The sequence below is a fragment of the Streptomyces sp. NPDC002138 genome, from assembly GCF_040296485.1.
GTDB lineage: Bacteria > Actinomycetota > Actinomycetes > Streptomycetales > Streptomycetaceae > Streptomyces.
On sequence record NZ_JBEOXE010000014.1, the window covers coordinates 41,127 to 65,566 of the forward strand.

Consider the following 24,440-nt stretch of genomic DNA (forward strand, 5'->3'; position numbering starts at 1 on the left):
CCGGCCGGCCGGGCCGCCCGGGGCGCGCCGAGGGTCCGTCACGCCGGGTGCCGCCACACGTTCTTCATGCTCCGTGCATGGTCCTGCCCGGCTCGGCCGCGCATGATCGACGGGCGCCCGGCCGCACCCGAACGCGCACCCGAACGCGCCCCCGAGGAGCACCCCCATGCCCAGCCGCCGTACCTTCCTGGCCGCTTCGACCGCGACGCTCGGTCTGACCGCCGTCACCGCCACCGCCGCCGGGTCGGCTCAGGCGGTGTCCGAAGCGGCGGCCCCGGGGACGGCGGAGGGCTCCGGCACCCGGCCGCCGAACATCGTCGTCGTCCTCGCCGACGACCTCGGCTACGGCGAACTCGGCTCCTACGGCCAGAAGTTGATCACCACCCCCCGGCTGGACCGGCTCGCCACCGAGGGGCTCCGCTTCACCGATGCCTACTCCACCGCCGCCGTCTGCGCACCCTCGCGCTGCTCCCTGCTGACCGGACTCCACACCGGCCACGCCACGGTCCGCGCCAACCCTTCCTCCGGCGGCCAGGGCTCGCTCACGGCCACCGACACCACCTTCGCCGAGGTGCTCCGGGCGCGCGGCTACCGTACCGCCGTGATCGGCAAGTGGGGCTTCGGGCCGGAGGCCGCCGGCCAGGACAGCCATCCGGCCGCCCGCGGCTTCGAGGAGTTCTACGGCTACATCGACCACGGCCACGCCCACGACTACTACCCCGAGTACCTCTGGCACAACGGGGTCAAGGAGCCCATCCCCGCCAACGCGGGCGGCGCCACGGCCGTATACGCCCCCGACCTCCTCGAACGGCACGCCCTGGAGTTCATCGACGCCCATGCCGCCGAACCGTTCCTCCTGCTGCTCACCCCGAACGTCCCGCACGCCCCCAGCGACATCCCCGACACCGGCGCCTACGCCGCCCGGAGCTGGCCGGCCGCGGACAAGGGCCACGCGGCCCAGGTCACCTACTTCGACTCGCTGGTGGGCAAGGTGATCGACCGGCTCCACGGCCTCGGCCTGGATCAGGACACCGTCGTCCTCGTCACCAGCGACAACGGCCCCCACGAGGAGGGCGGGGTCAACCCCGACCTGTTCGACGCCAACGGCCCGCTGCGCGGCTACAAGCGCAACCTCTACGAGGGCGGCGTACGCGTCCCCCTCATCGCCTGGGGCCCCGGCCGGGTCCAGCGGGGCACCAGCGACCGCCCCACCCCGCTGACCGACGTCCTCCCCACCCTCGCCGAGCTCGGCGGCGCCCCCGCCCCCACCGACCTGGACGGGCTCTCCGCCGCTCCCCTGCTCGCCGGCAGCGCCGACTCGGCGCGCCACGGGCACCTGTACTGGTTCCGCGACGAGTCGGGAGTCACCAGCCGGGCCAACGCCCAGGACAACAAGCGCGCCACCTGGCTCGCCGAGGCGGTCCGCCGGGAGAACTGGAAGGCCGTGCGCTTCGCCCCCGTACGCGACCACGATCTGCCCGACGACAAGTGGCAGGTGGAGCTGTACGACCTGGCGACCGATCTCGGCGAGACCCGCAACGTCCTCGACAAGAACCCCTCCAAGGCCACGGAACTGGTGGCGCTGATGCGCTCCTCCTGGAAGGACACCTATCCGCGCGCCCCGTTCGGGACCCGCCTGACGCTGCCCCGCCTGGCCGTCCCCGGCCAGGCGTTCACCGTGACCGCGACCCTGGACAACGGGTCCGCACGGCCCTGGACCACCGCGGCCCTCGGCCTGCGCGCTCCCGCCGGATGGACCGTGACCTCCGCCTCCCCGGCCACGGCGGGGGAGCTCGCCGCCGGTGCCCGGCTCACCGCCTCCTGGCAGGTCACACCGCCCGTGGACGCCGCGCCCGCGACCCCGTGGGAGCTCACCGCGGAGGGCACCGCCCTCACCCCGGCCGGGCCGGTCCGCTACCCGGCGGCGGGCACCGTCCCGACCCCGCCTCCCGCGCCCACGCGCGATTCCTACCTCTCCGACCTCACCTGGATCAGCGCCACCAACGGCTGGGGGCCGGTGGAACGCGACGCCTCCAACGGCAAGAACGCCGCCGGCGACGGCCCGCTGATCTCCTTCGGCGGTACGACGTACCCCAAGGGCCTCGGCGTCCACGCGCCCAGCGACATCGCCTACCATCTCGGCGGCCTCGCTGTACGGTTCACTTCCCTGGTCGGCATCGACGACTTCTCCGCCAAGCAGAGCACCCTCGGCGCCACCCGCGCCAAGGTCTACGGCGACGACCGCCTGCTCCTCACCACCCCCACCTTGACGGCGGCCACCGGCCCGGTCCCGGTCGACCTGGACGTACGGGGCGTCCGCGTCCTGCGGCTGGTGGTCGAGGACGCCAACAACCGGACGTCCTTCGACCACACCTCCTGGGCCCTGGCCCGGGTCACCGCGTCCTGACCACCCCCGCACGCCCGCGCCGAAGAGGCCGTTCCGGATCACTCCGAAACGGCCTCTTGGGCAGGTGGGGGCCGTCCTACGCGGGGGCGGCGGCCACGCGGAACCCGATGTTGCCGGTCGAGCTGTCGGGCGTGTTCGAGCTGCGGGCCGCGACGCGGTAGCGGTTGCAGTAGGAGTCGTGGCAGAGGTACGAGCCTCCGCGCATCGCCCGGGACGTCTCCTCGCCGGGGGTGAACCAGTCCGCGCACCACTCCCAGACATTGCCGACCGTGTTGTAGAGCCCGAAGCCGTTGGGCCGGAAGGATGTCACGGGGGCGGTGGAGACGTAACCGTCCGCACCGGAATTGACGACCGGGAACTCGCCCCGCCATATGTTGCACAGGTAGCGCCCGTCGGGCATGAGCTCGTCGCCCCAGGGATAGCGGCGCTGCTCCAGGCCACCGCGGGCCGCGTACTCCCACTCGGCCTCGGTGGGCAGGCGGGTGCCGGACCAGGCGCAGTACGCCTGGGCGTCGTGCCAGGACACATGGACGACGGGATGGTTCCGCCGGTCGGTGACCTGCGAACCGGGCCCTTCGGGGTGGCGCCAGTCCGCCCCCTCCACCGCCCGCCACCACGGGACGGCCGCCACGGGCGCGGAGACCGCGGCGACCTCGTCGGCGAGGAAGGCCCCGAAGGTGAAGGAGAAGCCGAAGCGCTCGGCCTCGGTGGTGTAGCCGGTGGCCGTGGCGAAGGCGGCGAACTGGGCATTGGTGACCGCCGTGGCCGCGATCCGGAAGGGCTCCACGGCCACCTCGCGGATCGGCCCCTCGGCGTCCGCCGGGAAGCCCTCCGGGTCGTCGGTACCCATGAGGAAGCTGCCACCGGGCAGGGTGAGCAGCTGCCGGGCCGGCCGGGAGGCCGTCGGCGCGGGGGGCGGCGGCGCGAGGGTGAGCGTCGGGGCGGGGGCGTGGCCGGGGGTGCAGCATGCGGACATGGCGGCTCCGTCGGGACGGGGAAAGGACGGGAGGCGGGGGGCGCCAGGTGCGGGCCCCGCCGTTCCTGCTGCCATGGCGACGACACTAGGGGAGGGGGAACCCTCGTTCCATGTACGGCGGATGAAATGCCACCGGGCTTCGTCTGCGCGAGGACGAAGCCCTCGGCCCGCACGGGAGGGACGCCCCACCGGTCCGGGACGCACGAAAGGCCGTCCTCTCATCCATGAGAGAACGGCCTCCGACCTGCTAAAAGCATGGTCGGGACGACAGGATTTGAACCTGCGACCCCTTGACCCCCAGTCAAGTGCGCTACCAAGCTGCGCCACGTCCCGCTACGCGCTGACCTGCGGCTTTCGTCGCGATCGGCTCGTGCATGAGAACGATACCGCACTTCGGGTGGTGGTCGCGCGCACCTTTCGTGGCAGGGCGGGGTTGACCTCGAGCGCGGTTGAGGTTGCACGATCGGTGTATGACGCAAACGACTGCGGACACAGGATTCCGCTTCCAGGATCTGGACCGGCTCATGGGGCTCATGACCGGGGACGAGAAGCACGGGCCGGCCGCCACGTCGACCCTGGACACACTGTGGGTGCTGTACGACCGGGTGCTGCGCGTGGACCCCGGGAGCGCCGCGAACCAGGGGCGGGACCGGTTCCTGCTGTCCAAGGGGCACGGGCCGATGGCCTACTACGCCGTCCTCGCCGCCAAGGGGTTCTTCCCCGTCGAGTGGCTCCCCGGCTTCGGCGGGTACGCGTCCCCCCTCGGGCACCACCCGGACCGCACCCTGGTCCCCGGCGTGGAGATCGGCAGCGGCTCGCTCGGCCACGGGCTGCCGCTCGGCGTCGGCAGCGCGCTCGGGCTGCGGGCGCAAGGGCTCGACGGTCCGGCGGTGTGGGTGCTGATCGGTGACGCCGAGCTGGACGAGGGCAGCAATCACGAGGCGATCGCCTACGCCGGGGCCGCCGGTCTGGAGCGCCTGCACACCGTGGTGATCGACAACGACTCCGCCACCCACGGCTGGCCGGGGGGCATCGCCTCCCGCTTCGAGGCGGCCGGATGGTCGGCCGTCACCGTGGACGGGCGGGACCACGAGGCGCTGCACGCCGCCTTCACCGCACCCCACCCCGGGCGGCCGCACGCCGTGGTCGCCCGCGTCGAGACGAAGGGCTGAGGAATCCGTGGACATCGTGCCGGGAAACTCCATGCGGGAGCGTTTCGTCTCCTTCACCACACAACAGCTCGACGAGGACCCGCGGCTCGCCGTGGCGCTCGCCGAGATCACCATGGCCGGGTTCCGCCCCGCCCAGGAGCGGCATCCGGACCGGGTGATCAACGTCGGAATCCGGGAGCAGCTGCTCGTGGGCGTCGGCGGCGGCCTGGCGCTGACCGGGCTGCGGCCGGTGGTGCACACGTTCGCGAGCTTCCTCGTCGAGCGGCCGTTCGAGCAGGTCAAGCTGGACTTCGGGCATCAGGGCACGGGCGCGGTCCTGGTCAGCGCGAGCGCCTCGTACGACTGGCCCGCGGGCGGGTTCACCCACATGGCACCGGGTGATGTGGCACTGCTGGACACGCTGGACGGCTGGACCGTCCACGTCCCCGGGCACCCCGACGAGGCCGAGGCGCTGCTGCGTCACGCGTACGCCGCCGGGGACGACAAGGTGTACGTCCGGCTCTCCGAGCAGTCCAACGCCGCCCCGCGCCCGGTCGACGGCGCCGGCCTGCTGACGGTGCGCGAGGGGCGCGCGGGGGTGGTGGTGGCGGTGGGACCGCTGCTGGACAACGTCCTCGCGGCCACGGAGGCGATGGATGTGACCGTGCTCTACGCGACGACCGTACGGCCCTTCGACGAAGCGGCCCTGCGCGCGGCGGTCGCGCCGGCGCTGTCCGGGGCGGCGGGCGGCGCCGGGGCGAGCGGGCCCTCCGGAACCGTCCGGTCGGCCGATGTGGTCCTGGTCGAGCCCTACCTCGCCGGTACGTCGGCCGGCGCGGCCGCCGCTGCCCTGATCGAGGTCCCGCACCGGGTCCTCGGCCTGGGCGTGGGCCGGGCGGAGCTGCGCAGGTTCGGCACGATCGAGGAACACACCGCGGCCCACGGCCTGGATCCGCGCGGGCTGCGCGAGCGGATCAGCTCCTTCTTCCGGTGGTAGTCACGGCGCGCGCAGCCCGTCCTCCCGGGCGCGCAGCCCGTCCTCCCGGGCGTGGAGCACGGACACCAGCTCCGCGGCCAGTGCCTTGACCGTCGCCAGTCCCTCCGTCCCCCAGCGGCGCGGCACCACGTCCACCGCGCACACCGTCCCGAGCACGGCCCCCCGCCGGTCCGTCAGCGGGGCGCCCAGATACGAGCGCACCCCGCTCTCGTCGACCACGGCGTTGCCCGCGAAGCGCGCGAAGTCCCGTACGTCCTGGAGGACCAGCGCGCGCCGCCGGACCACCACATGGGGGCAGTACCCGTGGTCGCGGGCGAGCACGCGCGCCGGATAGCCGCTCGCCGGGGCGTCGGCGGCGTGGTGCAGACCGGCGAAGAACTGCCGGTCCTCGCCGATGAAGTTGACCCCGGCGTACGGCGCGCCCAGGGTCGTCGCGACCCGCCGCGCGAAGGCGTCGAGCTCCGTGTCGACCCGCTCCCCCAGGCCGAGTTCGCGCAGCCGCAGGACGCGCGCGGGCGCGTCCGGGTCCACCGGTGTGAGGAGCAGGTGCCCGGTCGATTCGTAGTAGGTCATGGCGGTTCCCCCGACTCGGATGACGTGGCCGTGGCGGCCGTGGACAGCAGGTGGTGGACGAGGACGGCCAGCGCCCTCGTGCCGGAACCGGTGAGCCGCGCGTCGCAGCGCACGACGGGCACCTCCGGCGCGAGGCCCACCGCCTCGCGGATCTCGTCGGTCGTGTAGCGGTGGCCGCCGTCGAACTCGTTGACGGCGAGGATGAAGCCGATCCCGCGCCGCTCGAAGAAGTCGACGGAGGCGAAGCAGTCGGCGAGCCGCCGGGTGTCGACGAGAACCACCGCCCCCAGCGCGCCGGCGCACAGCTCCTCCCACAGGAACCAGAAGCGCTGCTGGCCCGGCGTGCCGAAGAGGTAGAGCACCCGCTGGGTGTCCAGGGTGATCCGCCCGAAGTCCAGCGCGACCGTCGTCGCCGTCTTCGCCTCGACCCCGTCGAGCGGGTCGGCGGCCTCGCTCAGCCCGCTCAGCAGCTCCTCCGTGCTCAGCGGCTCGATCTCGCTCACCGCGCCCACGAAGGTGGTCTTGCCCGCCCCGAACCCGCCCGCGACCAGGATCTTCAGCGTCACCGGCGCGCCGTGCCCGCCCGGTACGGACGCCGGGCCCCCGGCGTCACAGCCTGCGGCGCAGGCCATCGAGCACCGCCCTCAGCAGGCACTGGTCATCGGCCGCGATCCCGGGGACCCCGGGGGTGCCCGGGAAGCGGGGCGAGCGGGCCGTGACCGCCCCGTACTCCATCAGGTCCGACAGCAGCACCTTGGTGACCACGGCGGGCAGCCGCAGCTGCCCGGCGACCTCGGCGACCGTGACGGCCGCCGCGCCCGCGCACAGGCGCAGGGCGAGGCTGTGGTCCGGGCCGAGCGGCGCACACGGCCGCACGCCCGTGGCGCTGACCAGGGAGAGCAGGTCCAGGGTCAGCCCCGGGCGGGTCCGGCCGCCGCTCGCGGTGTACGGGCGCATCACCCGGCCCGCGGTGTCGTCGAGCCAGGGCGTGTCCCGCGTGCCTCCCACCGGTCGCGGCTCCGCCGTGCGCGCCCCCGTGACACGCCGCCTCATCGCTCCGGGGCGGCGGCCGGGCGCCGCGGCGGGGCCGCGAGGTACGGACGTACGCTCTTGACCAGCATCGCCATCTCGTAGCCGAGCACCCCGGCGTCCGCCTCCCGGTCCGCGAGGACGGCCAGACAGGTCCCCGCGCCGGCCGCCGAGACGAAGACGAGCGCGGAGTCCAGCTCGACGACGACCTGCCGGACCTCGGCCCCGTCCGCGAACCGCGAACCGGCGCTGCGGCCGAGGGAGTAGAGCCCGGACGCCAGCGCCGCCAGGTGGTCGGCGGCGTCGGCGTCGAGACCGTGCACGCAGCTGACGAGGCCGTCGGAGGTGAGCAGCACGGCACTGCGGGTGAAGGGCACTCGTTGCACCAGACCGCCCAACAGCCAGTCCAAGTCGGAGAGTTGAGTGGTCTTCACGGCGACTTCGGCTGTCATCGGAGCGTCTCCTCGTTGCGGGTCGTGGTTCCTGGCACCGTCATGACGGGTCCTGCGACTGGGCGAGACCGAAGCCCCGCTGGAAGGCGGCCATCAAGCCGGGTTCGTGCAGGGGCGGTTCGCCGTCGCCGGTACCGGCTTCCGCGCGGCGCGGTGCGGGAACCTCGCGCAGCTGCGGCGCGAGGTGCTCCTGGGCCCGGCGCCGGGGCAACGGCGGGCGGCCGCCCGCGCCTCGGGCGGCGGGCACCACGGCGGACAGGGCGGCCGTGCCCGAGGCCGGGGGCAACGCCGTGGTGATCAGCACGGGTTCGGGCAGCCGCTCCGGCGCGGCCACCCACTCCGCCGCGGGCTCCGGCACCGGCTCCGGCTCGGCCATCACCTCGGCCATCACCTCGGCAGGCGCCTTGGCCACCGGGTCGGCCACCGGGTCGGCCACGGGCTCCAGCACCGCCACCGCCACCGCCTCGACAGGCGGCACGGGCGGCACGGGCAGCACGGGCTGCAAGGGCGGCACCGGCACCACAGGCGCCACGGACGCCCCCGCCGGCCCCTCCTGATCCGCATCCGCCCCCGGGTAGGACCCCGCCCCCGCCCCCGGATCCGGAAGCCGCCCCGGATACGCCGCCGCCGTCCGTACGGGCTCCAGCGGCGGCCCGGAGGCCGGCTGCCCGGTCCCCCACGAGGTGGCCCGCGAACCGCCCGCCGCGTCGGCCGCGCTCGGCGCTTCCGCGCCCAACAGCTCCTGCGGCAGCACCAGTACGGCCATCACCCCGCCGTAGATGTTGGACTTCAGCTCGACCGCGATCCCGTGCCTGCGGGCCAGCGCCGAGACCACGAACAGGCCGATCCGGCCGTCCGCCAGCAGCTGCCGGACGTTGATCTGGTCGGGGTCGCCGAGCAGCGCGTTCATCCGGTGCTGCTCCTCGGGCGGCATGCCGAGGCCCCGGTCCTCGACCTCGACGGCGATCCCGGCGGTGACCCGCTCGGCCCGCAGCACGACATCGGTGTCCGGGGCGGAGAACACCGTCGCGTTCTCGACGAGTTCCGCCAGCAGGTGCACCACATCGGCGACGGCGTGCCCGCGCACCGTGCCGCCCGCCGGGGGCACCACCTTCACCCGGGTGTACTGCTCGACCTCCGCCACCGAGGAGCGCAGCACCTCGCTGAGGTCGATCGGCCGCGTCCACTGACGCCGGGAGGCGGCGCCGCCGAGCACCGCGAGGTTCTCCGCGTGACGCCGGATCCTGGTCGCGAGGTGATCGACGTGGAAGAGCTCTTTGAGCAGGTCGGGGTCCTCGACGGTGTCCTCGAGGTCGTCGAGCAGCGAGATCTCGCGGTGCACCAGCGACTGGAGGCGGCGCGCGAGGTTGACGAAGACCTCCACCTTCCGGTCGCTGTCGGAGGGGATCCCGGGCCCGGCCAGCCGCACCAGCGTCGCGTGCGCCTGTTCCCGGGCGCCCCGCAACTCCTGGGAGAGCAGCCAGAATTCGTCCACCTGCTCCTGCCCGGCGCCGGTCCCGGGAGCGACCACGGCGCCACCGCGCGGCGGCCGGGGCGGTTCCTCGCCCCGCTCCAGCCGCTCCGCGACGGTCCGCAGCTCCTGCCGGCCGCGGGCGCTGGACCGGCGCAGCGCCTCGCAGCGGTCCCGCACGGCCTTGCCCGCGCGCTGGGCGCCGAGCAGGGCGGCGGCGAGCGCGCCGACGACGAGCAGGGCGCAGCCGGTCAGCACCGGCCACAGCCGTGCGTCGCGCTCGCCCGCGCCACCGCCGAGCTGGAGGGTGAAGATCACCGCGGCGGCGCCGCTGAGCCCGGCGGCGAGGGTGGGCAGCACGGCGGCGCGGATCAGCTGGGGCCGTATCTGCCGGCCCGGACCGGTGACGGCGTGTCTCGACGGGGAGTGGCGGGGGCGGGCGGCGCGGAGTCCGGACATCGGCGTCCTCGGTACGGTACGGGGCCGGGTCCCCGCGGTACCGGGACCCGGTGTTGATCACCGAGTACCCACGCTAGACCGCGTTCTCGTTCCGGAGGCGGCCAGTCGGGGAACTTCACCGGGGTGCGTCCCGCTCCGGAAGGAGCGCTCGCACGACAGCCCGAATACCCCCTCGGGCGCCTCCCCGGCGCCCGACGCTCCCCCGCGAGCCCCCCGCCGTACGGCCGCACGGCGGGGCGGCCGCGCCGGGTCAGCCGCCCACGGCCTCCGGCTCCTCGCGCGGGTCCGCGGCGGGCGTCGGGCGGGACCGCACGGCGGCGGGCCGGGACGCGGAGCCGTGCCCGGCCACGGGGGTCGGCGCCCCGGCGAACGGGCGCCACCACGGCTCGGCCGGGGCGTCCGCCGCACCCGGCTCGAAGGGCCGGCCCGGCACGGGCAGCGCGATCGCGGCGCCCGCCCGGCCGGCGGCCGACAGGGTGCCCTCGCCCGGCTCGTCCCACGGGTGCGGGGCCAGGTTGAAGGTGCCCCAGTGGATCGGCAGCATCGTGCCGTGCGGGACGCCGCCCTGGAGGTCGAGGTGGGCGGTCATGCCCTCCTCCGGCGTCATGTGGATGTCCGGCCAGTACTCGGAGTACGCGCCGATCTGGATCATCGTCGCGTCGAACGGGCCGTGCTCCGCGCCGATCTCCTTGAACCCGGGGAAGTAGCCCGTGTCACCGCTGTGGAAGATCCGGTGCTCGTCGCCCGCGACGACCCAGGAGGCCCACAGCGTGAACTGCTGGTTGCGCAGGCCCCGCCCGCAGAAGTGCCGCGCGGGGGTCGCGGTCAGCGACAGCCCGGCGATCTTGGTGCTCTCGTTCCAGTCGAGCTCGCGCAGCCGGTCGGCGGGGACGCCCCAGCGCTCCAGGTGCGCGCCGACGCCGAGCGGGACCGCGAAGACCGTGTCCGTACCGGCCAGGGCCTTGATCGTCGGCAGGTCGAGGTGGTCGTAGTGGTCGTGCGAGATCACCACGACGTCGACCGGCCCCAGCGCGGCCAGCGGCACCGGCACCGGGTGCAGCCGCTTGGGTCCGGCGAAGGGGAAGGGGGAGCACCGCTCGCCCCAGACCGGGTCGAACAGCACGCGGCGCCCGTCGATCTCGGCGAGCACCGTGGAGTGCCCCATCCAGGTCAGCCGCAGGCCGCTGACCGGCGGTTTCGCCAGATCGGCCAGGGTGGTCGGATGAACGGGGACGGGGGCGCCGGGATTGCGCCGGACCCGCTGCTCCTTGTGGAAGTAGATCTTGGCGAATTCCAGCATCGAGCCGGAGGGTCTGGTCCTCGCCCCGACTGGATTCTGGAAGACGCCGTCGGCGAAGTTCGGCGAGCGCAGGATCCGCTCCATCCGCGCGCCGGACGGATCCGCGCCGAAGGCTTCGGGTCGCAGGGCGCGCAGCCGCGGACGCAAGGGACGGGAGCCGGGGCCGGAGCCGGTCAAGGCGCCTCCAGAGAGGAAGTGAGCAGGGCTGGTCGTACGTTCTACCACCATCCCAACGCGCACCGGCCCCGAAGGATTCCGCTTCCCGCCCCCGGCTCGCTACAGCGGCAGGAGATCCGGGCGCTTGGCCGCCATGTGGTCCCCGGAGGACTCCCCGCGCAGGCGCCGGCCGATCCACGGAACGAGGTACTCGCGCGCCCACTGGATGTTGTCCCGGGTGACCTCGGCCGAGCCGCGCGGCTGCTGCGGAGGCCACGGCTGGTCCGGGTCCGCGGGCACCTCCAGCCCCAGCACCTGGGCGGCGCGCAGCGCGACCCGGGTGTGCCCCTCGGGCGAGAGGTGCAGCCGGTCGCCGTCCCAAGCACGCCTGTCCTGGACGGACTTCAGCGACCAGAGGTCGAGCACCGGGCACTCGTACCGGTCCGCGATGGACCGGACGTGCGCCGAGTACGTCGCCACCTTGCCCCGGATGTGCTTGAGCACCGGCACCCCGCGGGTGTCGAAGCCGGTGGTGATCATCACCTGGCCGACGGAGCCGACCAGGTCGGCGAGGGCGGCCTCGAACCGCTCCGCCACGTCGTCGGGGTCGCTCCCGGGCCGGATGATGTCGTTGCCCCCGGCACAGAAGGTGACCAGGTCGGGGGCCAGCTCCTTGGCCCGGGGGACCTGGTCCGCCACGATCTGGTCCAGGAGCTTGCCCCGCACGGCCAGGTTGGCGTACCGGAAGTCGTGCTCCTCGCGCTGATCGGCCAGGAGCACGGCGAGGCGGTCGGCCCATCCGACGCAGATGTCCCCCGGCCCCGGATCCCCCACCCCCTCGGTGAAGCTGTCCCCGATCGCCGCGTACGAGCCGATGCCCTGCAGTGCCGTCTTCACTGTCGTCGTCTTTGCCGTCGTCTTCGTCGTCATCGCTGTCGCTGCCACGAGAAGACATCTTTCACCCCAGGACGTGACCTACGCCACCGTAGGCAGGCCTTGACGGACCGTGATCTATACCACCTGGTCAGTAAGGAATAAGTGAGGAATCCGTCAGGTGCCCCGGTGCCGTCAGACGTTCACGCCCTGGGCGCGGAGGTAGGCCAGCGGGTCGATGTCCGTGCCGTAGCCCGGACCCGTGCGGATCTCGAAGTGCAGGTGCGGGCCGGTGACGTTGCCCGTGGCGCCCGAGAGGCCGATGCTCTGGCCCGCGGTGACGCTCTGGCCGACCGAGACCGACAGCTGGGACAGGTGGCCGTACTGCGAGTAGCGGCCGTCGGCGTGCCGGATGACGACCTCGTTGCCGTACGCCCCGCCCCAGCCCGCGGAGACCACGGTGCCCGCGCCGACGGCGCGGACGGTGGTGCCGGTGCCCACGGCGAAGTCGACGCCGGTGTGGTAACCGCTGGACCACATGGCGCCGGGGGTCCGGTACTGGGTGGTGATGGAGGCGGAGACCGGGGCGACGAAGCCGGAGGCCGAGGTGGCCTTGGTGCCGGTGCCGGTGCCGGAGCCCTTCGCGGTGCCGGAGCCGGCGGCCTCGTCCGAGGTGCCCTTGCCCGCACCCTTGCCGGTCGTGGCGGCCGGTTCCCCGGAGCCGCCTTCGTCCGACGTGTCGGCGCCGGCGCCCGCCACCGGGGCCGGCTCGGCCGGAGCCGACTCCTCGACCGGGGCCGGGGCCTGCGCCCGGCTGCCCAGGGTGAGCTTCAGCCCCGGGTGGATCAGCGACGGGTCGGCGCCGACGGCCTCGTGGTTGTCCTCGTAGAGGCGCTGCCAGCCACCGCTCAGGTGCCGCTCCGCGGCGATCTTGGAGAGGTAGTCACCCGGGACCACGGTGTACACGGCGGAGGTCTGCGCCGCCGCCGACCGCAGCGCCACCGGAGCCTGGGCCGGCCGCGCCTGGGCCGGAATCGCGGCGGTGGCCGAGGTGGCGGTGGCCGAGGTGGCGGTGGACGTGGCGGCGGCGTGCGCGCCCGCCGCGCCCATCAGCGGCAGCGCGAGCGCCGCGCTTCCGGTCCCGGCGACGACGAATCCGCGGGTGATCGCGGCGGACTTCGGGCGGCGGTGCTTTCCCTTTGCGGGCATGGCGAATTCCTCTCCGTCGCCTGCGAGGTGAGCTGTCGGGTTCGGACTGGAGATGTCCGGCCGTAGGTGCACGGCTTCACCCCGAGCCGTCCGGAGGAAAGATCCATGAGGGGATCTCGTCCGGAACGGCGGCTTACCTGGTTCCCCCGCTCCTGCCGGGCGCGTGAATCGTCGGGTGCGGTTTCGGATGGTGGCAGGATTAGGCGGTCCATCCGGGTGGACGCGAAGGTATTCCGTCCGGACGCACGGAACAAGCCGTGAATTCCCCAAGGGAATGGCCCGGGTGAGGGATCGACGGAATTCCGGTCACCCTCCGTGGAATCACCGGCGGCAACAACCGTCCCCGCAAGGCAATTCGGCTTTCGCGATCACACACTCACGGTCACCGTATGATCCTGCTCACGGGGCCCGGCCCGATCTCCCCGGCCCTTGCGGCAAGTTACCCTGAAGTAGCGCAATCCGGACATGCCACGACGATACGGAGGAGTCCCCGTGACCCAGCAGATACCCCAGCACCCCTCCACGGAGCCGGAGCTGACCGGAGTGCGCAACTTCCGTGACGTGGGCGGGCTTCCGACCGCCGATGGACGGAGGGTCAGATCAGGACAGGTCTTCCGAAGCGGACATCTGGCACATGCCACCGAAACCGATACGGAATTCCTCGCCTCGCTCGGTCTCCACACGGTCTTCGACTTCCGCAACGCCGCCGACCACGCCCTCGAGGGCCCGGACGTCGAGCTGCCCGGCGTGCGCAACGTCAACCTGCCGCTCTCCGACCCGGCGGACGGCACGGAGTTCTGGCGGATGGTGCGCGACGGCGATGTCGAGCAGCTGCGCGAGGTCCTCGGCGACGGCAAGGCCGCCCGCCGGATGGCCAACTCCTACCGGGAGATCGTCCGCACCCGCACCGCGGAGCACCGCCAGGTCGTCCAGGCCCTCGCCCAGGACCACGTTCCGGTCCTGATGCACTGCGCGGCCGGAAAGGACCGGGCCGGCCTCTCGATCGCCGTCACCCTGCTCGCGCTCGGCGTCGAGCGTGAGGCGATCGTCGCGGACTACCTGGAGTCGAACGCTCCGCACCGCCGCTACAAGGTGCGCCGCAGCGGCGAGTCCGCCGAAGCCCGCTCGCCCGAGGTGATGGAGCTGCTCGCCCCGCTCTTCGACGCCCGCGCCGAGTACCTGCACGCGGCCTTCGAGACCCTGGAGGAGATCTGGGGCAGCCTCGACCGCTACGTCGCCGAGGGCCTCGGACTCACGCCCGAGACCCTCGGCCGGCTGCGCGACCGGCTCCTCGTCTGACCCGGCCGACATCCGACGGCCGCCCGGGCGGCCGTCGGCCGGATCCCGGGCGGCGGCCCGCGGTCAGCGGTTCGCGACCGCCTGCTTGACCAGGGTCCTGCCGAAGTCCCACATCAGAGCGCCCCCGCCGTGGGCGTCGTCCATGACCTCCCGGAAGGCGCCCACGAAGCGGTCCACGTCCGCCTCGTCCACGATCAGCGGCGGAATGAGCTTGATCACCTCCAGGTGGTCACCGGACACCTGGGTCAGGATCCGGTGCTTCTGGAGCAGCGGTACGACGACCATCTGCGCGAAGAGCCCCTTGCGGGCCGCCTGGAGCATGGTCCACCGGCTGCGCAGGCCGAGCGAGGACGGCCGGCCGAACTCGATGCCGATCATCAGCCCCCGGCCGCGCACCTCGTGCAGCAGCTCGTACTCGTCCACCATCGCCGCGAGCCGGCCGCGCAGCAGGTCGCCCATGGCGCGGGCGTTGGCCACGACCGCTTCGTTCTCCATGACCGAGAGCACCGCGAGCCCGGCCGCCATCGCCTGCGCGTTGGAGCCGAAGCTGGCCGAGTGCACGAGCACCCGGTCCATCGACGAGTACACCTTCTTGAAGATCCAGTCCTTGCCCAGGGTCGCCCCGACCGGCACGTAGCCGCCCGACAGCGCCTTGGCCACGCACACCAGGTCCGGTTCGACCCCGGGCTCGTGCTGGTAGGCGTAGAACTCCCCGGTCCGGCCGAGACCGGTCTGCACCTCGTCCGCGATCAGCAGCGCCTTGTGCCGGTGCAGCAGGTCCTGCGCGGCGCGCAGGAAGCCGGGCGGGGCCTCGAGCACCCCCTTGCCCTGGATCGGTTCCACCACGAAGGCGGCCACGTCGCCGCGCTTCAGCTCGCGCTCCAGGGCCGCCAGATCCCCGAGCGCGATCTTGGTGTCGGGCAGCAGCGGCGCGAACCCGTCCCGGAATCCCGCCTCCCCGTTCACCGACAGGGAGCCGGTGGTGAGCCCGTGGAAGGCGTGGTCGCAGTACAGGATCCTGGGGCGGCCCGTGGCGAAGCGGGCGAACTTGAGCGCGGTCTCCACGGCCTCCGTACCGCTGTTGCCGAAGAAGACCCGGTCCAGGTGCGGGCTGTAGGACAGCAGTTTCTCCGCCAGCAGCCCGGGCAGCGGCTGGCAGTCGAAGCGGGTGAGGTCGGCGAGCTGCGCGTCGAGCACGTCGTGCAGGGCGCGCCGGACGACGGGGTGGTGGCGGCCCAGCCCCATCACCCCGAAGCCGGCGAGCATGTCGAGGTAGTCGTGCCCCTCCGCGTCCCAGAAGTGGGCTCCCTCGGCCCGCTCGTAGACCTTGTCGAAGCCGATGGTGTGCAGCATCCGCGGCAGCTGGTGGTTGAGGTGACGGGCGTGCAGTTCGTAGCGCTCGCCGCCCCGCTCGGCCAGCAGGGAGCCCAGGTCGAACTCCTTGCCGGGGCCCCCCGGGGCCGCCGTCATACCCGCTTCTCCCAGTTGCCCCCCACCGTCTCCCGGGCCGCCCGCAGGGATTCCTTCAGCGAGCCCATGGTCGCGAGGACGGCGGTCGGCTCGTACCCGCAGTGCGCCATGCAATTCGCGCAGCGCGGGTCCTTTCCGCGGCCGTACTTGCTCCAGTCGGTGTCCTCGATCAGTTCCCGGTACGTCGGTACGTACCCGTCGCTCATCAGATAGCAGGGGCGCTGCCAGCCGAACAGCGAGTAGTTGGGAATGGCCCAGGCCGTGCAGGGGAAATCGGCCTTGCCTTCCAGGAAGTCCAGGAAGAGCGGGGAGTGGTTCAGCCGCCAGCGGCTCCGGTTTCCGCCGGAGAATGCCTTGCGGAAGAGTTCCCTCGTCTGTTCCACGCCCAGGAAGTGCTCCTGGTCGGGGGCCTTTTCGTACGCGTAGGCGGGCGAGATCATCATCTCGTCGACCTGGAGGTCGTCATTGAGGTAGTTGAGCACCTCGATGATGGTCTGCGGGGTGTCGGTGTTGAAGAAGGTGGAGTTCGTGGTCACCCGGAAGCCGCGCCGCTTCGCCTCCTTGATGGCCGCGACGGCCTCGTCGAAGACGCCTTCCTTGGCGACGGACTCGTCGTGCCGCTCGCGCAGGCCGTCGATGTGGACGGCGAAGGCGAAGTAGGGCGAGGGCGTGAACTTCTCGATCTTCTTGCGGAGCAGCACCGCGTTGGTGCACAGGAATACGTACTTCCGCTTGGCCACCAACTGCCGCACGATCTCGTCGATCTGCGGATGCATCAAGGGCTCGCCGCCCGCGATGGACACCATGGGCGCGCCGGACTCGAGTACGGCGCCGACCGCCTGGGCCACCGGCATGCGCTGCTTGAGCACCCCGGCCGGGTGCTGGATCTTCCCGCACCCCTCGCAGGCCAGGTTGCAGGCGTAGAGCGGTTCCAGCTCGACGATCAGCGGGAACTTCTCACGCTTGCGGAGCTTCTGTTCGAAGAGATACGTCCCGACCCTGATGGACTGTCGCAGCGGCATGGCCATCTGGCTCACCTCCTGGGGAGCAGCGAAGAACGGTGCCATTCGTAAAATGCGGGTAGTACCGCACGCAATACGCGGAAGGCCGATATTCCACCGCGTACGGTGCCGATTCGGACCAGCTCATGCTCCGGAGCGTCCACGATCACCCGGACGGCCGCAACCGGGCGCGGCCCGGTGCGGTCGCCCGTGTGGGCGGCGGTCCAGAGGGTGGCCGCCGATTCCATGTCGACCGCGATGGCGCCGGTGGCGCGCAGCTGCGCGCGCTCCTGGCCGCGGACGACGTGGTCGGAGCCGATCAGGGGGCCGGTATGGACGGTCCGGCCGGGTACCGCCCGGGCGAGCGCCTCGGCGAGGTGCTCGGCGGCGACGCAGGCGACGGCGCCGCGCGGGTCCCGGGTCTCCTCGGCGACCACGAGGTCGCCGGGGTGCATGCCGGGGACCAGCCCGGCACAGAATCCGGTGGCGAGTACGGCCGCCCCGCGCATCCGGGGCTCGGCCAGCGAGCGTGCCACGGCCCGCTCGGCGGCGGGCGGGCCCATGCCGGTGCGCAGGAGGCTGTACCCCTCGGGCGCCCCGCGGTGGCGGCGGCTGCGCAGGGCGGCCTCCTCGATGCGCAGGGCGCAGGCGATGAGGAGGAGCGCTCGCGGCGCGCCCGCGTCGTCCCCCGCCCCGGTCGCCGGGCGCGCCGTCACCGGGGTTCCCCGTCCACGGCCGGGGCGGAGGCGCCGCCCACGCGGACGGCCGCGGCCGCGGCCGCGCCGTCGGCGAAGGGCTCGCCGTACAGGTAGCGGCCGAGGGCGGTGAGCGGGAACACCTGCCGGTACAGGTGGTAGTTGATGGAGAAGTCCCAGGGGAAGCCGGTGCCGGTGAAGTAGGGCTCGTCCCAGGAGCCGTCGGCCCGCTGGGTCTCGACCAGGTGGGCGATCCCGCGGCGCACCGCCCTGGTCTCGCGTTCACCGGCCGCCAGCAGGGCCATCAGCGCCCAGGCGGTCTGGGAGGCGGTGGAAGCGCCGCGCCCGGCCCAGGAGGGGTCCTGGTAGGAGCGCTGGTCCTCGCCCCAGCCGCCGTCCTCGTTCTGTACGGTCTCCAGCCAGGCCACCGCGCGCCGGATCGCCGGGTGGGTCACTGCCAGGCCGGCCGCGGTGAGGGCGGGGACCACCGATCCTGTCCCGTAGACGTAGTTGGTGCCCCAGCGGCCGAACCAGGCTCCGCACGGCTCCTGTTCGGCGAGCAGCCACGCGATGCCGCGCCGGGTGCGGGGGTCCGCCGCCCTGCCCTCGACGGCGAGCATCTCCACGACGTGGGCGGTGACATCGGCTGAGGGCGGGTCGATGACCTCGCCGAAGTCGCAGAACGGCAGCCGGTTGGGGAGGACGCTGGTGTTGTCGGCGTCGAAGGCGCCCCAGGCTCCGTTGCGGGACTGCATGCCGAGGGTCCAGGACACCCCTCGGGCCACGGCCGCCTCCAGCCGCGCCGGGTCGGGGTGGCGGATCCGACGCAGGGCGAGGACGACCTCGGCGGTGTCGTCGATGTCGGGGTAGTTGTCGTTGTGGAACTCGAACGCCCAGCCGCCGGGGGCGAGTCCGGGCCGCTTCACGGCCCAGTCACCGCTGCGGACGATCTCCTCGCCGAGCATCCAGTCGGCGGCCTTGACCAGGGCCGGGTGGTCGGCCCGCAGGCCCGCGTCGGCGAGCGCGATCGCGGCGAGGCAGGTGTCCCAGACCGGGGACTGGCAGGCCTCGATCATCCGCGCGCCGTCCTCGCGCCAGACGGCGAACCGGTCGAGGGACTCCAGGCCCGCCCGCATCACGGGGTGGCGCAGGTCGTAGCCGAGCAGGTGCAGCGCGATGACGGAGTACACGGCGGGCGGCTGGATGCCGCCCCAGCAGCCGTCGTTCTCCTGGCGTTCGATGATCCAGCGGGCGGCCGCGTCCATGGCGGCCTTGCGCAGCCGGCGCGGGGCGAGCCTGCGGTAGAGGTGCAGGGCCTTGTCCATGCGCTGGAAGGCGCCGTCCCAGCTGGCGAGGCGGGCGAGCTGCCGGACGGGGTACGGGTCCCGCGCGTCGGTGTGCAGTTCGTCGAGGGCGAAGGGCGCGGGGCGGACCGGCCGCTGCGCGGAGACGATGGTCAGCGGCACGATGGTCTGGCGGGCCCAGCACCCGAAGTCGTAGATGTTGAGCGGCACCCACTTGGGGAGGAACACCAGCTCGGGCGGGAGTTCGGGCAGGTGGTCCCAGCTCCACCAGCCGAAGAGGGCCAGCCAGATCCGGGTGAAGACCCGGGCGGCGGCGATCCCGCCGTGGGCCCGGATCCAGGCCGAGGCGCGGGCCATGTGCGCCTCGTCCGGGTCGTCACCGGCCAGGCGCAGGGCGACGTACGCCTCGATGGTGGCGGAGAGGTCGGACGGGCCGCCGTGGAAGGTGGCCCATGTGCCGTCCGGGCCCTGTTGGCCGCGGATGAACAGGCCGGCGGCGCGGGTGGTGGCCTCGTCCTGCACGCCGAGGAACTGCCGCAGGAGCAGGTCCTCGGCGTCCATGGTGACGTTGGTCTCCAGGTCGCCCTTCCACCAGCCCTCGGGGTCCTGGCGGTCCAGCAGGTTGCGCGTGGCCCGCTCGGCGGCCTCGCGGACGGCCTGCTCGTCGGCCGCGCGGACGGGCCGGCCCGCGGCCTCGTGCACGGGCCGGCCGGCCGCCTCCCGGACGCCGCGCCCGGTGGCCGTCGGGTCCGCGCTCCGGCCCGGCGGCCCGGGTGGACCGGCCCGCTCCGGGCGGACCGGTGTCGCGGTGTCGCTGCCCGAGTCGGTGCCGCAGTCCCCGGCACCGCCGTCGGTCGTCGCTGTCATGGCTTCCCCTTACGTGGCAGTGTCCTCTGCTGTGCTGGGGTCTGCCGTCGGCCGGGCGCCCTCCCCTGGGGAAGCGGCGCCGGCCGGCGACTTGCGCGTCATATCTGCGTGCGGGCGGCGATCACCTCTTGCGCACGACGACGAAGTCGGCGAGAGCGATGAGCTGGTCACGCACCCGCTGGGGCATGTCCACGTCGTCGAGCGCCTTGACGGCGATCACGTGCTGGCGGCGCGCCTCGTCGGCGGTCCACTGACGGCCGCCCGCCGCCTCGATGAGCGCGGCGCGGGCCGCGAACTCCTCCTCCGAGAAGTTCTCGAAGTCGTTGCTCTTGGCGTCGGCGGCGAGGAGTTCGGCCAGTTCCTCGGAGGCCGGGCCGCCCGCGGCGAGCGCGGCGACCACGGGCAGGGACTTCTTGCGCTGGCGCAGGTCGCTCCAGGTCTGCTTGCCGGTGGCGTCGGGGTCCCCCCAGATGCCGAGCAGGTCGTCGACGGCCTGGAAGGCGAGGCCGAGGTGGTAGCCGTACTCCTCCAGCTTGTCGGCCGTGCGGTCGTCGGCGCCGCCGAGCACCGCGCCGATGGAGACGGCGCAGGCGAGCAGCGCGCCGGTCTTGTTGCCCTCCATCTCCAGGCACTCCTCGACGCTGACGCGCTCGCGGTGCTCGTAGGAGATGTCCTGGGCCTGGCCGTCGATCAGCTTGCGGCTGGCGGTGGTCAGCCGGAGCGCGGCGCGCCCGGCCTCGACGGTGCCGAGCTCCAGCAGGACCTCGTTGGCGAGCGCGAACAGCGCGTCGCCGACCAGGATCGCCAGGGCGGGGCCGTGCACCTTCCACACCGTGTCGCGGTGGCGGCGCTGCTCGTCGCCGTCCATCAGGTCGTCGTGCAGCAGGGAGAAGTTGTGCACCAGCTCGACGGCGACCGCGCCGGGTACGCCGACCTCGGCCGCGGCGCCCGCCGCCTCGGCGGAGAGCAGGGCGAGCGCGGGGCGCACGGCCTTGCCGCCGTCGCCGTCGGCCGGGTTGCCCTGGGCGTCGATCCAGCCGAAGTGGTAGGCCGCGACGGTGTCCATGGGCGGTGCGAGCCGCCCGACGGCCGCGCGCAGGACGGGAGTCGACAGGGTACGGCCGCGCTCCAGGAGCGCGACGGTGTCCGTCTTCTCCGCTCCGGTCGCTGCGCTCTCGGCCTGCTCGGCGCTCCCGACAGCCGGGTTCCCCGGGTTCACTGGCTCTCCTCTGGTTCCTGTACGTGCGGTACCGGTCGTGCTGGTGATCGTCATGCCGCCTCCTGCAGCGGATGTTCGCGGGGGCGGCCGAGGGCGGCGAGCGCGGCGTGGGCCGCGTTCAGTCCGCTGCGGACGGCGCTCTCCATGGTGGCGGGCCAGCCGGTGGCGGTCCACGCGCCGGCCAGGTACAGGCCGGGCGCGCCGGTGCGGGCCGGCGGCCGCAGTCGGCCGACGCCGGGCGTGGGGGCGAAGGTCGCCGTGCGCTCCCGGGTGACGAAGAAGTCGCGGACCTTGGCGCCGCGGGCGGCGGGCAGCAGCCGTTCCAGTTCGGGCAGGTACTTCGCGCGCAGCACCGAGACGGGCTCGTCGATGTCGTCGTGGGCGACGGACTGGGACAGGGCCAGGTACTGGCCGCCGTCGGCCAGGCCGGAGCTGTCGGTGCGGTCGAAGACCCACTGGACCGGGGAGCCGAGGGCCGCGAAGAACGGCTGCTTGAGCACCTTGCGGTCGTAGACGACGTGGACGTTGAGGATGGGCGCGGTGCCGATGTCGAGGAGCTTGTCCGGGTCTTCCAGGGCGCCGGCGGGCAGCAGGCCGTGGGCCTCGCGCTGCGGGACGGCGAGGACGACGGTGTCTGCGTCGATGGTGCGGTCCTCGGCCGCGACGCTCCAGCCGCCCTCGGGGGTGCGGGTGAGGCCGGTGACCCGGGTGCGCAGTTCGGTGTGGACGCCCGCCGCGTCGAGGGCCTTGCGGGCGAGGGTGTCGTGGAGGTCGCCGAGCGGGACGCGGGCCCAGCCGATGTCGGCGGCGCCGTTCTCGGAGAGCAGCCCGGTCTTGAAGACCATTGCGGCCAGGCCCAGGGAGGACTGCTCGGCGGTGGCGTTCAGGGTGGCGATGCCGACGAGGTCCCACAGGGCTTCGATGGTCCGCGGGGTCTGGCCGTAGCGGGCGAGCCAGGTCGCGAAGTCCAGCCCGTCGAGCGCCGGGTCGGCCGGGTCGAGGCGGCGCAGCGCGAGGGCGGCGCGCCCGACGCTCGCGCGCTCGGCGAGGGAGAGGTGCGGGTAGCGGGCCAGCGATCCGGCGAGGTGCAGGGGGACGGGCAGGGCGCTGCGGCGCAGTCGGCCCAGGCGCGGTCCGCCGGGGTGGGCGACGTCGAGGACGGGCACGTCGAGCCGGTCCTGGAGCGGGGCGAGGTCCGCGCCGTCGATGCGGTCCAGGAACCAGCGGTAGCCGGTGCAGCACCGCAGGTAGACGTGCTGGCCGTTGTCGACGTCGAGGTCGCCGCGCTTGAAGGAGAAGGCGAGGCCGCCGAGCCGGGGGCGGCCCTCCAGCAGGGTCACGCGCATTCCGGCGTCGGCGAGTTGCAGCGCGGCGCTCACTCCGGCGAGGCCGCCGCCGATGACCACCGCACGGTCCGCGGTCATTGATCCTCCTTCGTCGCCCCGACAGACGCCGGGCCACCGCTCGGGGTTGCGCCGCATCCCATCAGGGCCGCCTCCGGGTGCTCTGGCGCGAGATGGTCCGCGCGTCGAGGCCCGAGAGGCCTCGCACGGCGACGTACGCCTTCTCGTGGGGCGGCAGCGAGACGCGCCCGCGCAGGACCGCCTCGGGCTCGCGCTCGATCCGGTCGAGCAGGCGCCGGTAGATCCCGGCCATGGCGGCGACGCAGGCTCCGCTGCGCCGGTCGAGCATGGGTAGCAGCCGGTAGCCCTCGACGAACAGGGCGCGGGCGCGCCGTACTTCGTGGTGGACGAGTCCGGCGAAGTCGGATCCGGCGGGGGCCCGGTCGCTGTGGAAGCCTTCGGAGCAGCCGAATTTGGCGAGGTCCTCGGCGGGCAGGTAGGTGCGGCCGTTGCCCGCGTCCTCGCGAACGTCCCTGAGGATGTTGGTGAGTTGCAGGGCGAGGCCGAGGGTGTCGGCGTACTCGCCCGCGCGCGCGGCGTCGGGCGCGCCGGGGGTGGTGCCGAACACGCCGAGGGAGAGCCGGCCGATGGCGCCGGCGACGCACCGGCAGTAGGCCTTGAGGTCGTCCCAGGTCTCGTAGCTCTCGCCGCGGACGTCCATCAGGACGCCGTCGATGAGTTCGTCGAGTCCGCCGAGGGGGATGGGGAAGCGGCGGGCGGCGTGGGCGAGGGCGACGGCGACCGGGTCGGTGTCGTCCTCGTCGACGGCGCCTTCGATGACCCGGCCGAGCAGGGCGCGGGTCTCCTCCAGCCGGGCGAACTTGGCCTCGGGCGGGAGTGTCCCGTCGCCGATGTCGTCGACACGCCGGGAGAAGGCGTACAGCGCGGACATCGCCTGCCGCTTGTCGGTGGGCAGCAGCCTGATGCCGTACGCGAAGTTGCGCGCCTGCGTGCCGGTGACGGCCTCGCAGTAGCTGTAGGCGGCGAGTACCGGTGCCGACGGGGCGGACGGTGCGGACGCGTGCGTGGGGCCCTCCACGTTCGGGCTCACCTCTTTCTCGGCGCTGTGCGCAGGACGGCGGCCACCTCGCGGAGCAGGCCGCTCTTGGTGGGCTTGGGCGGGCCGGGTGCCACGTCGAATCCGGCGGCGGCCACGGCGTTCAGGGCGGCGCGCCCGCCTCCCACGAAGCCCGCGAGCAGCATCCGGAGCCTGCCGTGCACGCTACCCACCAGGGGGGTGCCTTCATTCAGGAGGTGGCGTGCGCGTTCGGATTCGAAGGCGATCAGGGAGCGGACGGAGGCGTTCGCGACCGGGGCGCGCAGGTCGGCCTCGGCGACGTGGAAGCGGCGCATGTCCTGCGCGGGGAGGTAGATCCGGTCCCGGCCCAGGTCTTCGGTGACGTCCTGGAGGTGCTCGGCGATCTGCAGGGCGGTGCAGATCGCATCGGAGTGGCGCACGCGTTCGGGCGTGCTGGTTCCGGTGAGGGAGAGCACGAGGCGGCCGACCGGGTTGGCGGAGAGTTCGCAGTAGGCGAGCAGGTCGTCGTACGTCTCGTAGCGCGAGACCCGCTGGTCCTGCCGGTTGGCTTCGATGAGCCCGAGGAAGGGGTCGGGGGTGAGCGCGTGGGCGCGCACGACGGGCCGCAGGGCCTGGAGCAGCGGGTGGCGCGGGCCCCCGGCGGTGGCGCCGAAGACCCGGTGGAGGTCCGCTTCGAGGGCGTCCAGCATGGCGAGCCGGTCGTCGCTCTGCCCTGGGTCGAGGCCCAGGAGCACGGCGTCGTGGCCGCCGGGGGCGAGGTCGCCGTCGCCGATGTCGTCGACCAGACGGGCGTACCCGTAGACCGCCATGAGGCCGTCGCGCCAGGCCCGCGGCAGGAAGGCGGGGGCGACGGGGAAGTTCTCCGCGGCGGCCTTGCGGAGGGTGGCGCGCGCGGGGTCGGCCTCGGTCCGGGGACGGATGCGCTGCCCCGGGGTCACCGCCCGCCGCCCGGGGCGGGGACGGCACAAACACCTGGGGGCCGGAGAATTCCCGTAGCCATTGCCGTCACGTCTCCCGTTCTACACTGCCGACCCAATACATCCTATTTCGGACACGCCGCCGGACTTTACCCGGGGTGCGCCGGGCCGTT

At 73.4% G+C, this 24,440-nt stretch carries 21 protein-coding genes, 1 tRNA gene and 1 riboswitch; of the genes, 4 read left to right on the forward strand and 18 right to left on the reverse strand.

Annotation, left to right across the window (positions count from 1 at the left end):
• Positions 1 to 166 precede the first annotated feature (166 nt).
• Positions 167 to 2,407, forward strand: coding sequence for a sulfatase family protein (locus ABT084_RS12030; protein ID WP_351041366.1), 2,241 nt, complete (start codon positions 167 to 169; stop codon positions 2,405 to 2,407).
• Positions 2,408 to 2,483: 76 nt separating this feature from the next.
• Here the strand turns inward: ABT084_RS12030 and ABT084_RS12035 are convergent, their stop codons facing one another.
• Positions 2,484 to 3,383 (reverse strand): formylglycine-generating enzyme family protein, encoded by a 900-nt coding sequence (locus tag ABT084_RS12035; RefSeq protein ID WP_351041369.1) that lies wholly within the window; start codon positions 3,381 to 3,383, stop codon positions 2,484 to 2,486.
• A gap of 256 nt (positions 3,384 to 3,639) precedes the next feature.
• A tRNA-Pro gene (locus ABT084_RS12040) sits at positions 3,640 to 3,716 on the reverse strand.
• Between the two features lie 137 nt (positions 3,717 to 3,853).
• Here ABT084_RS12040 and ABT084_RS12045 point away from each other — a divergent pair.
• Both ABT084_RS12045 and ABT084_RS12050 read left to right on the forward strand, forming a co-directional pair.
• The gene (locus ABT084_RS12045) at positions 3,854 to 4,555 is read left to right on the forward strand and encodes a thiamine pyrophosphate-binding protein (RefSeq protein ID WP_351041372.1); all 702 of its coding nucleotides are present in this window, start codon (positions 3,854 to 3,856) and stop codon (positions 4,553 to 4,555) included.
• A 31-nt stretch (positions 4,556 to 4,586) separates the two neighbouring features.
• Positions 4,587 to 5,531 carry a transketolase family protein gene (locus ABT084_RS12050; RefSeq protein ID WP_351041588.1) on the forward strand — a complete coding sequence of 315 codons (945 nt, stop codon included), beginning with the start codon at positions 4,587 to 4,589 and terminating at the stop codon, positions 5,529 to 5,531.
• Here ABT084_RS12050 and ABT084_RS12055 read toward each other — a convergent pair whose 3' ends face one another.
• The 8 genes from ABT084_RS12055 to ABT084_RS12090 all read right to left on the reverse strand — a co-directional run bounded on the left by ABT084_RS12055 (position 5,532) and on the right by ABT084_RS12090 (position 13,053).
• Positions 5,532 to 6,104, reverse strand: coding sequence for a GAF domain-containing protein (locus ABT084_RS12055; RefSeq protein WP_351041374.1), 573 nt, complete (start codon positions 6,102 to 6,104; stop codon positions 5,532 to 5,534).
• A complete protein-coding gene (locus tag ABT084_RS12060; RefSeq protein WP_351041377.1) occupies positions 6,101 to 6,736 on the reverse strand; it encodes a GTP-binding protein in 636 nt (211 codons plus the stop codon). The genes ABT084_RS12055 and ABT084_RS12060 overlap by 4 nt, the downstream gene beginning before the upstream one ends.
• Positions 6,714 to 7,157: a DUF742 domain-containing protein gene (locus tag ABT084_RS12065; protein ID WP_502968903.1), complete on the reverse strand. Its 444-nt coding sequence runs from the start codon at positions 7,155 to 7,157 to the stop codon at positions 6,714 to 6,716. Before ABT084_RS12065 ends, ABT084_RS12060 begins: the two co-directional genes overlap by 23 nt.
• Complete coding sequence (locus ABT084_RS12070) at positions 7,154 to 7,585, reverse strand: roadblock/LC7 domain-containing protein (protein WP_351041382.1); 432 nt, start codon at positions 7,583 to 7,585, stop codon at positions 7,154 to 7,156. Before ABT084_RS12070 ends, ABT084_RS12065 begins: the two co-directional genes overlap by 4 nt.
• A 40-nt stretch (positions 7,586 to 7,625) precedes the next feature.
• On the reverse strand, positions 7,626 to 9,515 hold the full coding sequence (locus tag ABT084_RS12075; protein ID WP_351041384.1) for a sensor histidine kinase: 1,890 nt from the start codon (positions 9,513 to 9,515) through the stop codon (positions 7,626 to 7,628).
• A 250-nt stretch (positions 9,516 to 9,765) separates the two neighbouring features.
• On the reverse strand, positions 9,766 to 10,992 hold the full coding sequence (locus ABT084_RS12080) for an MBL fold metallo-hydrolase (protein WP_351041387.1): 1,227 nt from the start codon (positions 10,990 to 10,992) through the stop codon (positions 9,766 to 9,768).
• A 99-nt stretch (positions 10,993 to 11,091) separates the two neighbouring features.
• On the reverse strand, positions 11,092 to 11,901 hold the full coding sequence (locus tag ABT084_RS12085) for an SGNH/GDSL hydrolase family protein (protein ID WP_351041591.1): 810 nt from the start codon (positions 11,899 to 11,901) through the stop codon (positions 11,092 to 11,094).
• A 138-nt stretch (positions 11,902 to 12,039) separates the two neighbouring features.
• Positions 12,040 to 13,053, reverse strand: coding sequence for a M23 family metallopeptidase (locus tag ABT084_RS12090; RefSeq protein WP_351041390.1), 1,014 nt, complete (start codon positions 13,051 to 13,053; stop codon positions 12,040 to 12,042).
• 2 nt (positions 13,054 to 13,055) lie between these two features.
• Positions 13,056 to 13,237: riboswitch (cyclic di-AMP (ydaO/yuaA leader) on the reverse strand.
• A 308-nt stretch (positions 13,238 to 13,545) separates the two neighbouring features.
• On the opposite strand from ABT084_RS12090, the gene ABT084_RS12095 reads away from it, so the two are divergent.
• The gene (locus ABT084_RS12095; RefSeq protein ID WP_351041393.1) at positions 13,546 to 14,352 is read left to right on the forward strand and encodes a tyrosine-protein phosphatase; all 807 of its coding nucleotides are present in this window, start codon (positions 13,546 to 13,548) and stop codon (positions 14,350 to 14,352) included.
• Positions 14,353 to 14,415: 63 nt separating this feature from the next.
• Here ABT084_RS12095 and ABT084_RS12100 read toward each other — a convergent pair whose 3' ends face one another.
• The 8 genes from ABT084_RS12100 to hpnC form a co-directional block, all read right to left on the reverse strand.
• Positions 14,416 to 15,822: an aspartate aminotransferase family protein gene (locus ABT084_RS12100; RefSeq protein ID WP_351041396.1), complete on the reverse strand. Its 1,407-nt coding sequence runs from the start codon at positions 15,820 to 15,822 to the stop codon at positions 14,416 to 14,418.
• Entirely contained in the window at positions 15,819 to 16,850 is a 1,032-nt protein-coding gene (hpnH, locus tag ABT084_RS12105) for an adenosyl-hopene transferase HpnH (RefSeq protein ID WP_351041399.1), read from the reverse strand. The genes ABT084_RS12100 and hpnH overlap by 4 nt, the downstream gene beginning before the upstream one ends.
• 5 nt (positions 16,851 to 16,855) lie before the next feature.
• Complete coding sequence (locus ABT084_RS12110) at positions 16,856 to 17,539, reverse strand: phosphorylase family protein (RefSeq protein ID WP_351041402.1); 684 nt, start codon at positions 17,537 to 17,539, stop codon at positions 16,856 to 16,858.
• The gene (gene shc / locus ABT084_RS12115) at positions 17,536 to 19,689 is read right to left on the reverse strand and encodes a squalene--hopene cyclase (protein ID WP_351041404.1); all 2,154 of its coding nucleotides are present in this window, start codon (positions 19,687 to 19,689) and stop codon (positions 17,536 to 17,538) included. Before shc ends, ABT084_RS12110 begins: the two co-directional genes overlap by 4 nt.
• Before the next feature lie 121 nt (positions 19,690 to 19,810).
• The gene (locus tag ABT084_RS12120) at positions 19,811 to 20,908 is read right to left on the reverse strand and encodes a polyprenyl synthetase family protein (protein WP_502968904.1); all 1,098 of its coding nucleotides are present in this window, start codon (positions 20,906 to 20,908) and stop codon (positions 19,811 to 19,813) included.
• A 50-nt stretch (positions 20,909 to 20,958) separates the two neighbouring features.
• Entirely contained in the window at positions 20,959 to 22,332 is a 1,374-nt protein-coding gene (hpnE, locus tag ABT084_RS12125; protein ID WP_351041410.1) for a hydroxysqualene dehydroxylase HpnE, read from the reverse strand.
• A gap of 61 nt (positions 22,333 to 22,393) precedes the next feature.
• Positions 22,394 to 23,362: a presqualene diphosphate synthase HpnD gene (hpnD, locus tag ABT084_RS12130; protein ID WP_351041412.1), complete on the reverse strand. Its 969-nt coding sequence runs from the start codon at positions 23,360 to 23,362 to the stop codon at positions 22,394 to 22,396.
• Positions 23,359 to 24,288 (reverse strand): squalene synthase HpnC, encoded by a 930-nt coding sequence (gene hpnC, locus ABT084_RS12135; protein WP_351041415.1) that lies wholly within the window; start codon positions 24,286 to 24,288, stop codon positions 23,359 to 23,361. The genes hpnD and hpnC overlap by 4 nt, the downstream gene beginning before the upstream one ends.
• Positions 24,289 to 24,440: the final 152 nt, after the last annotated feature.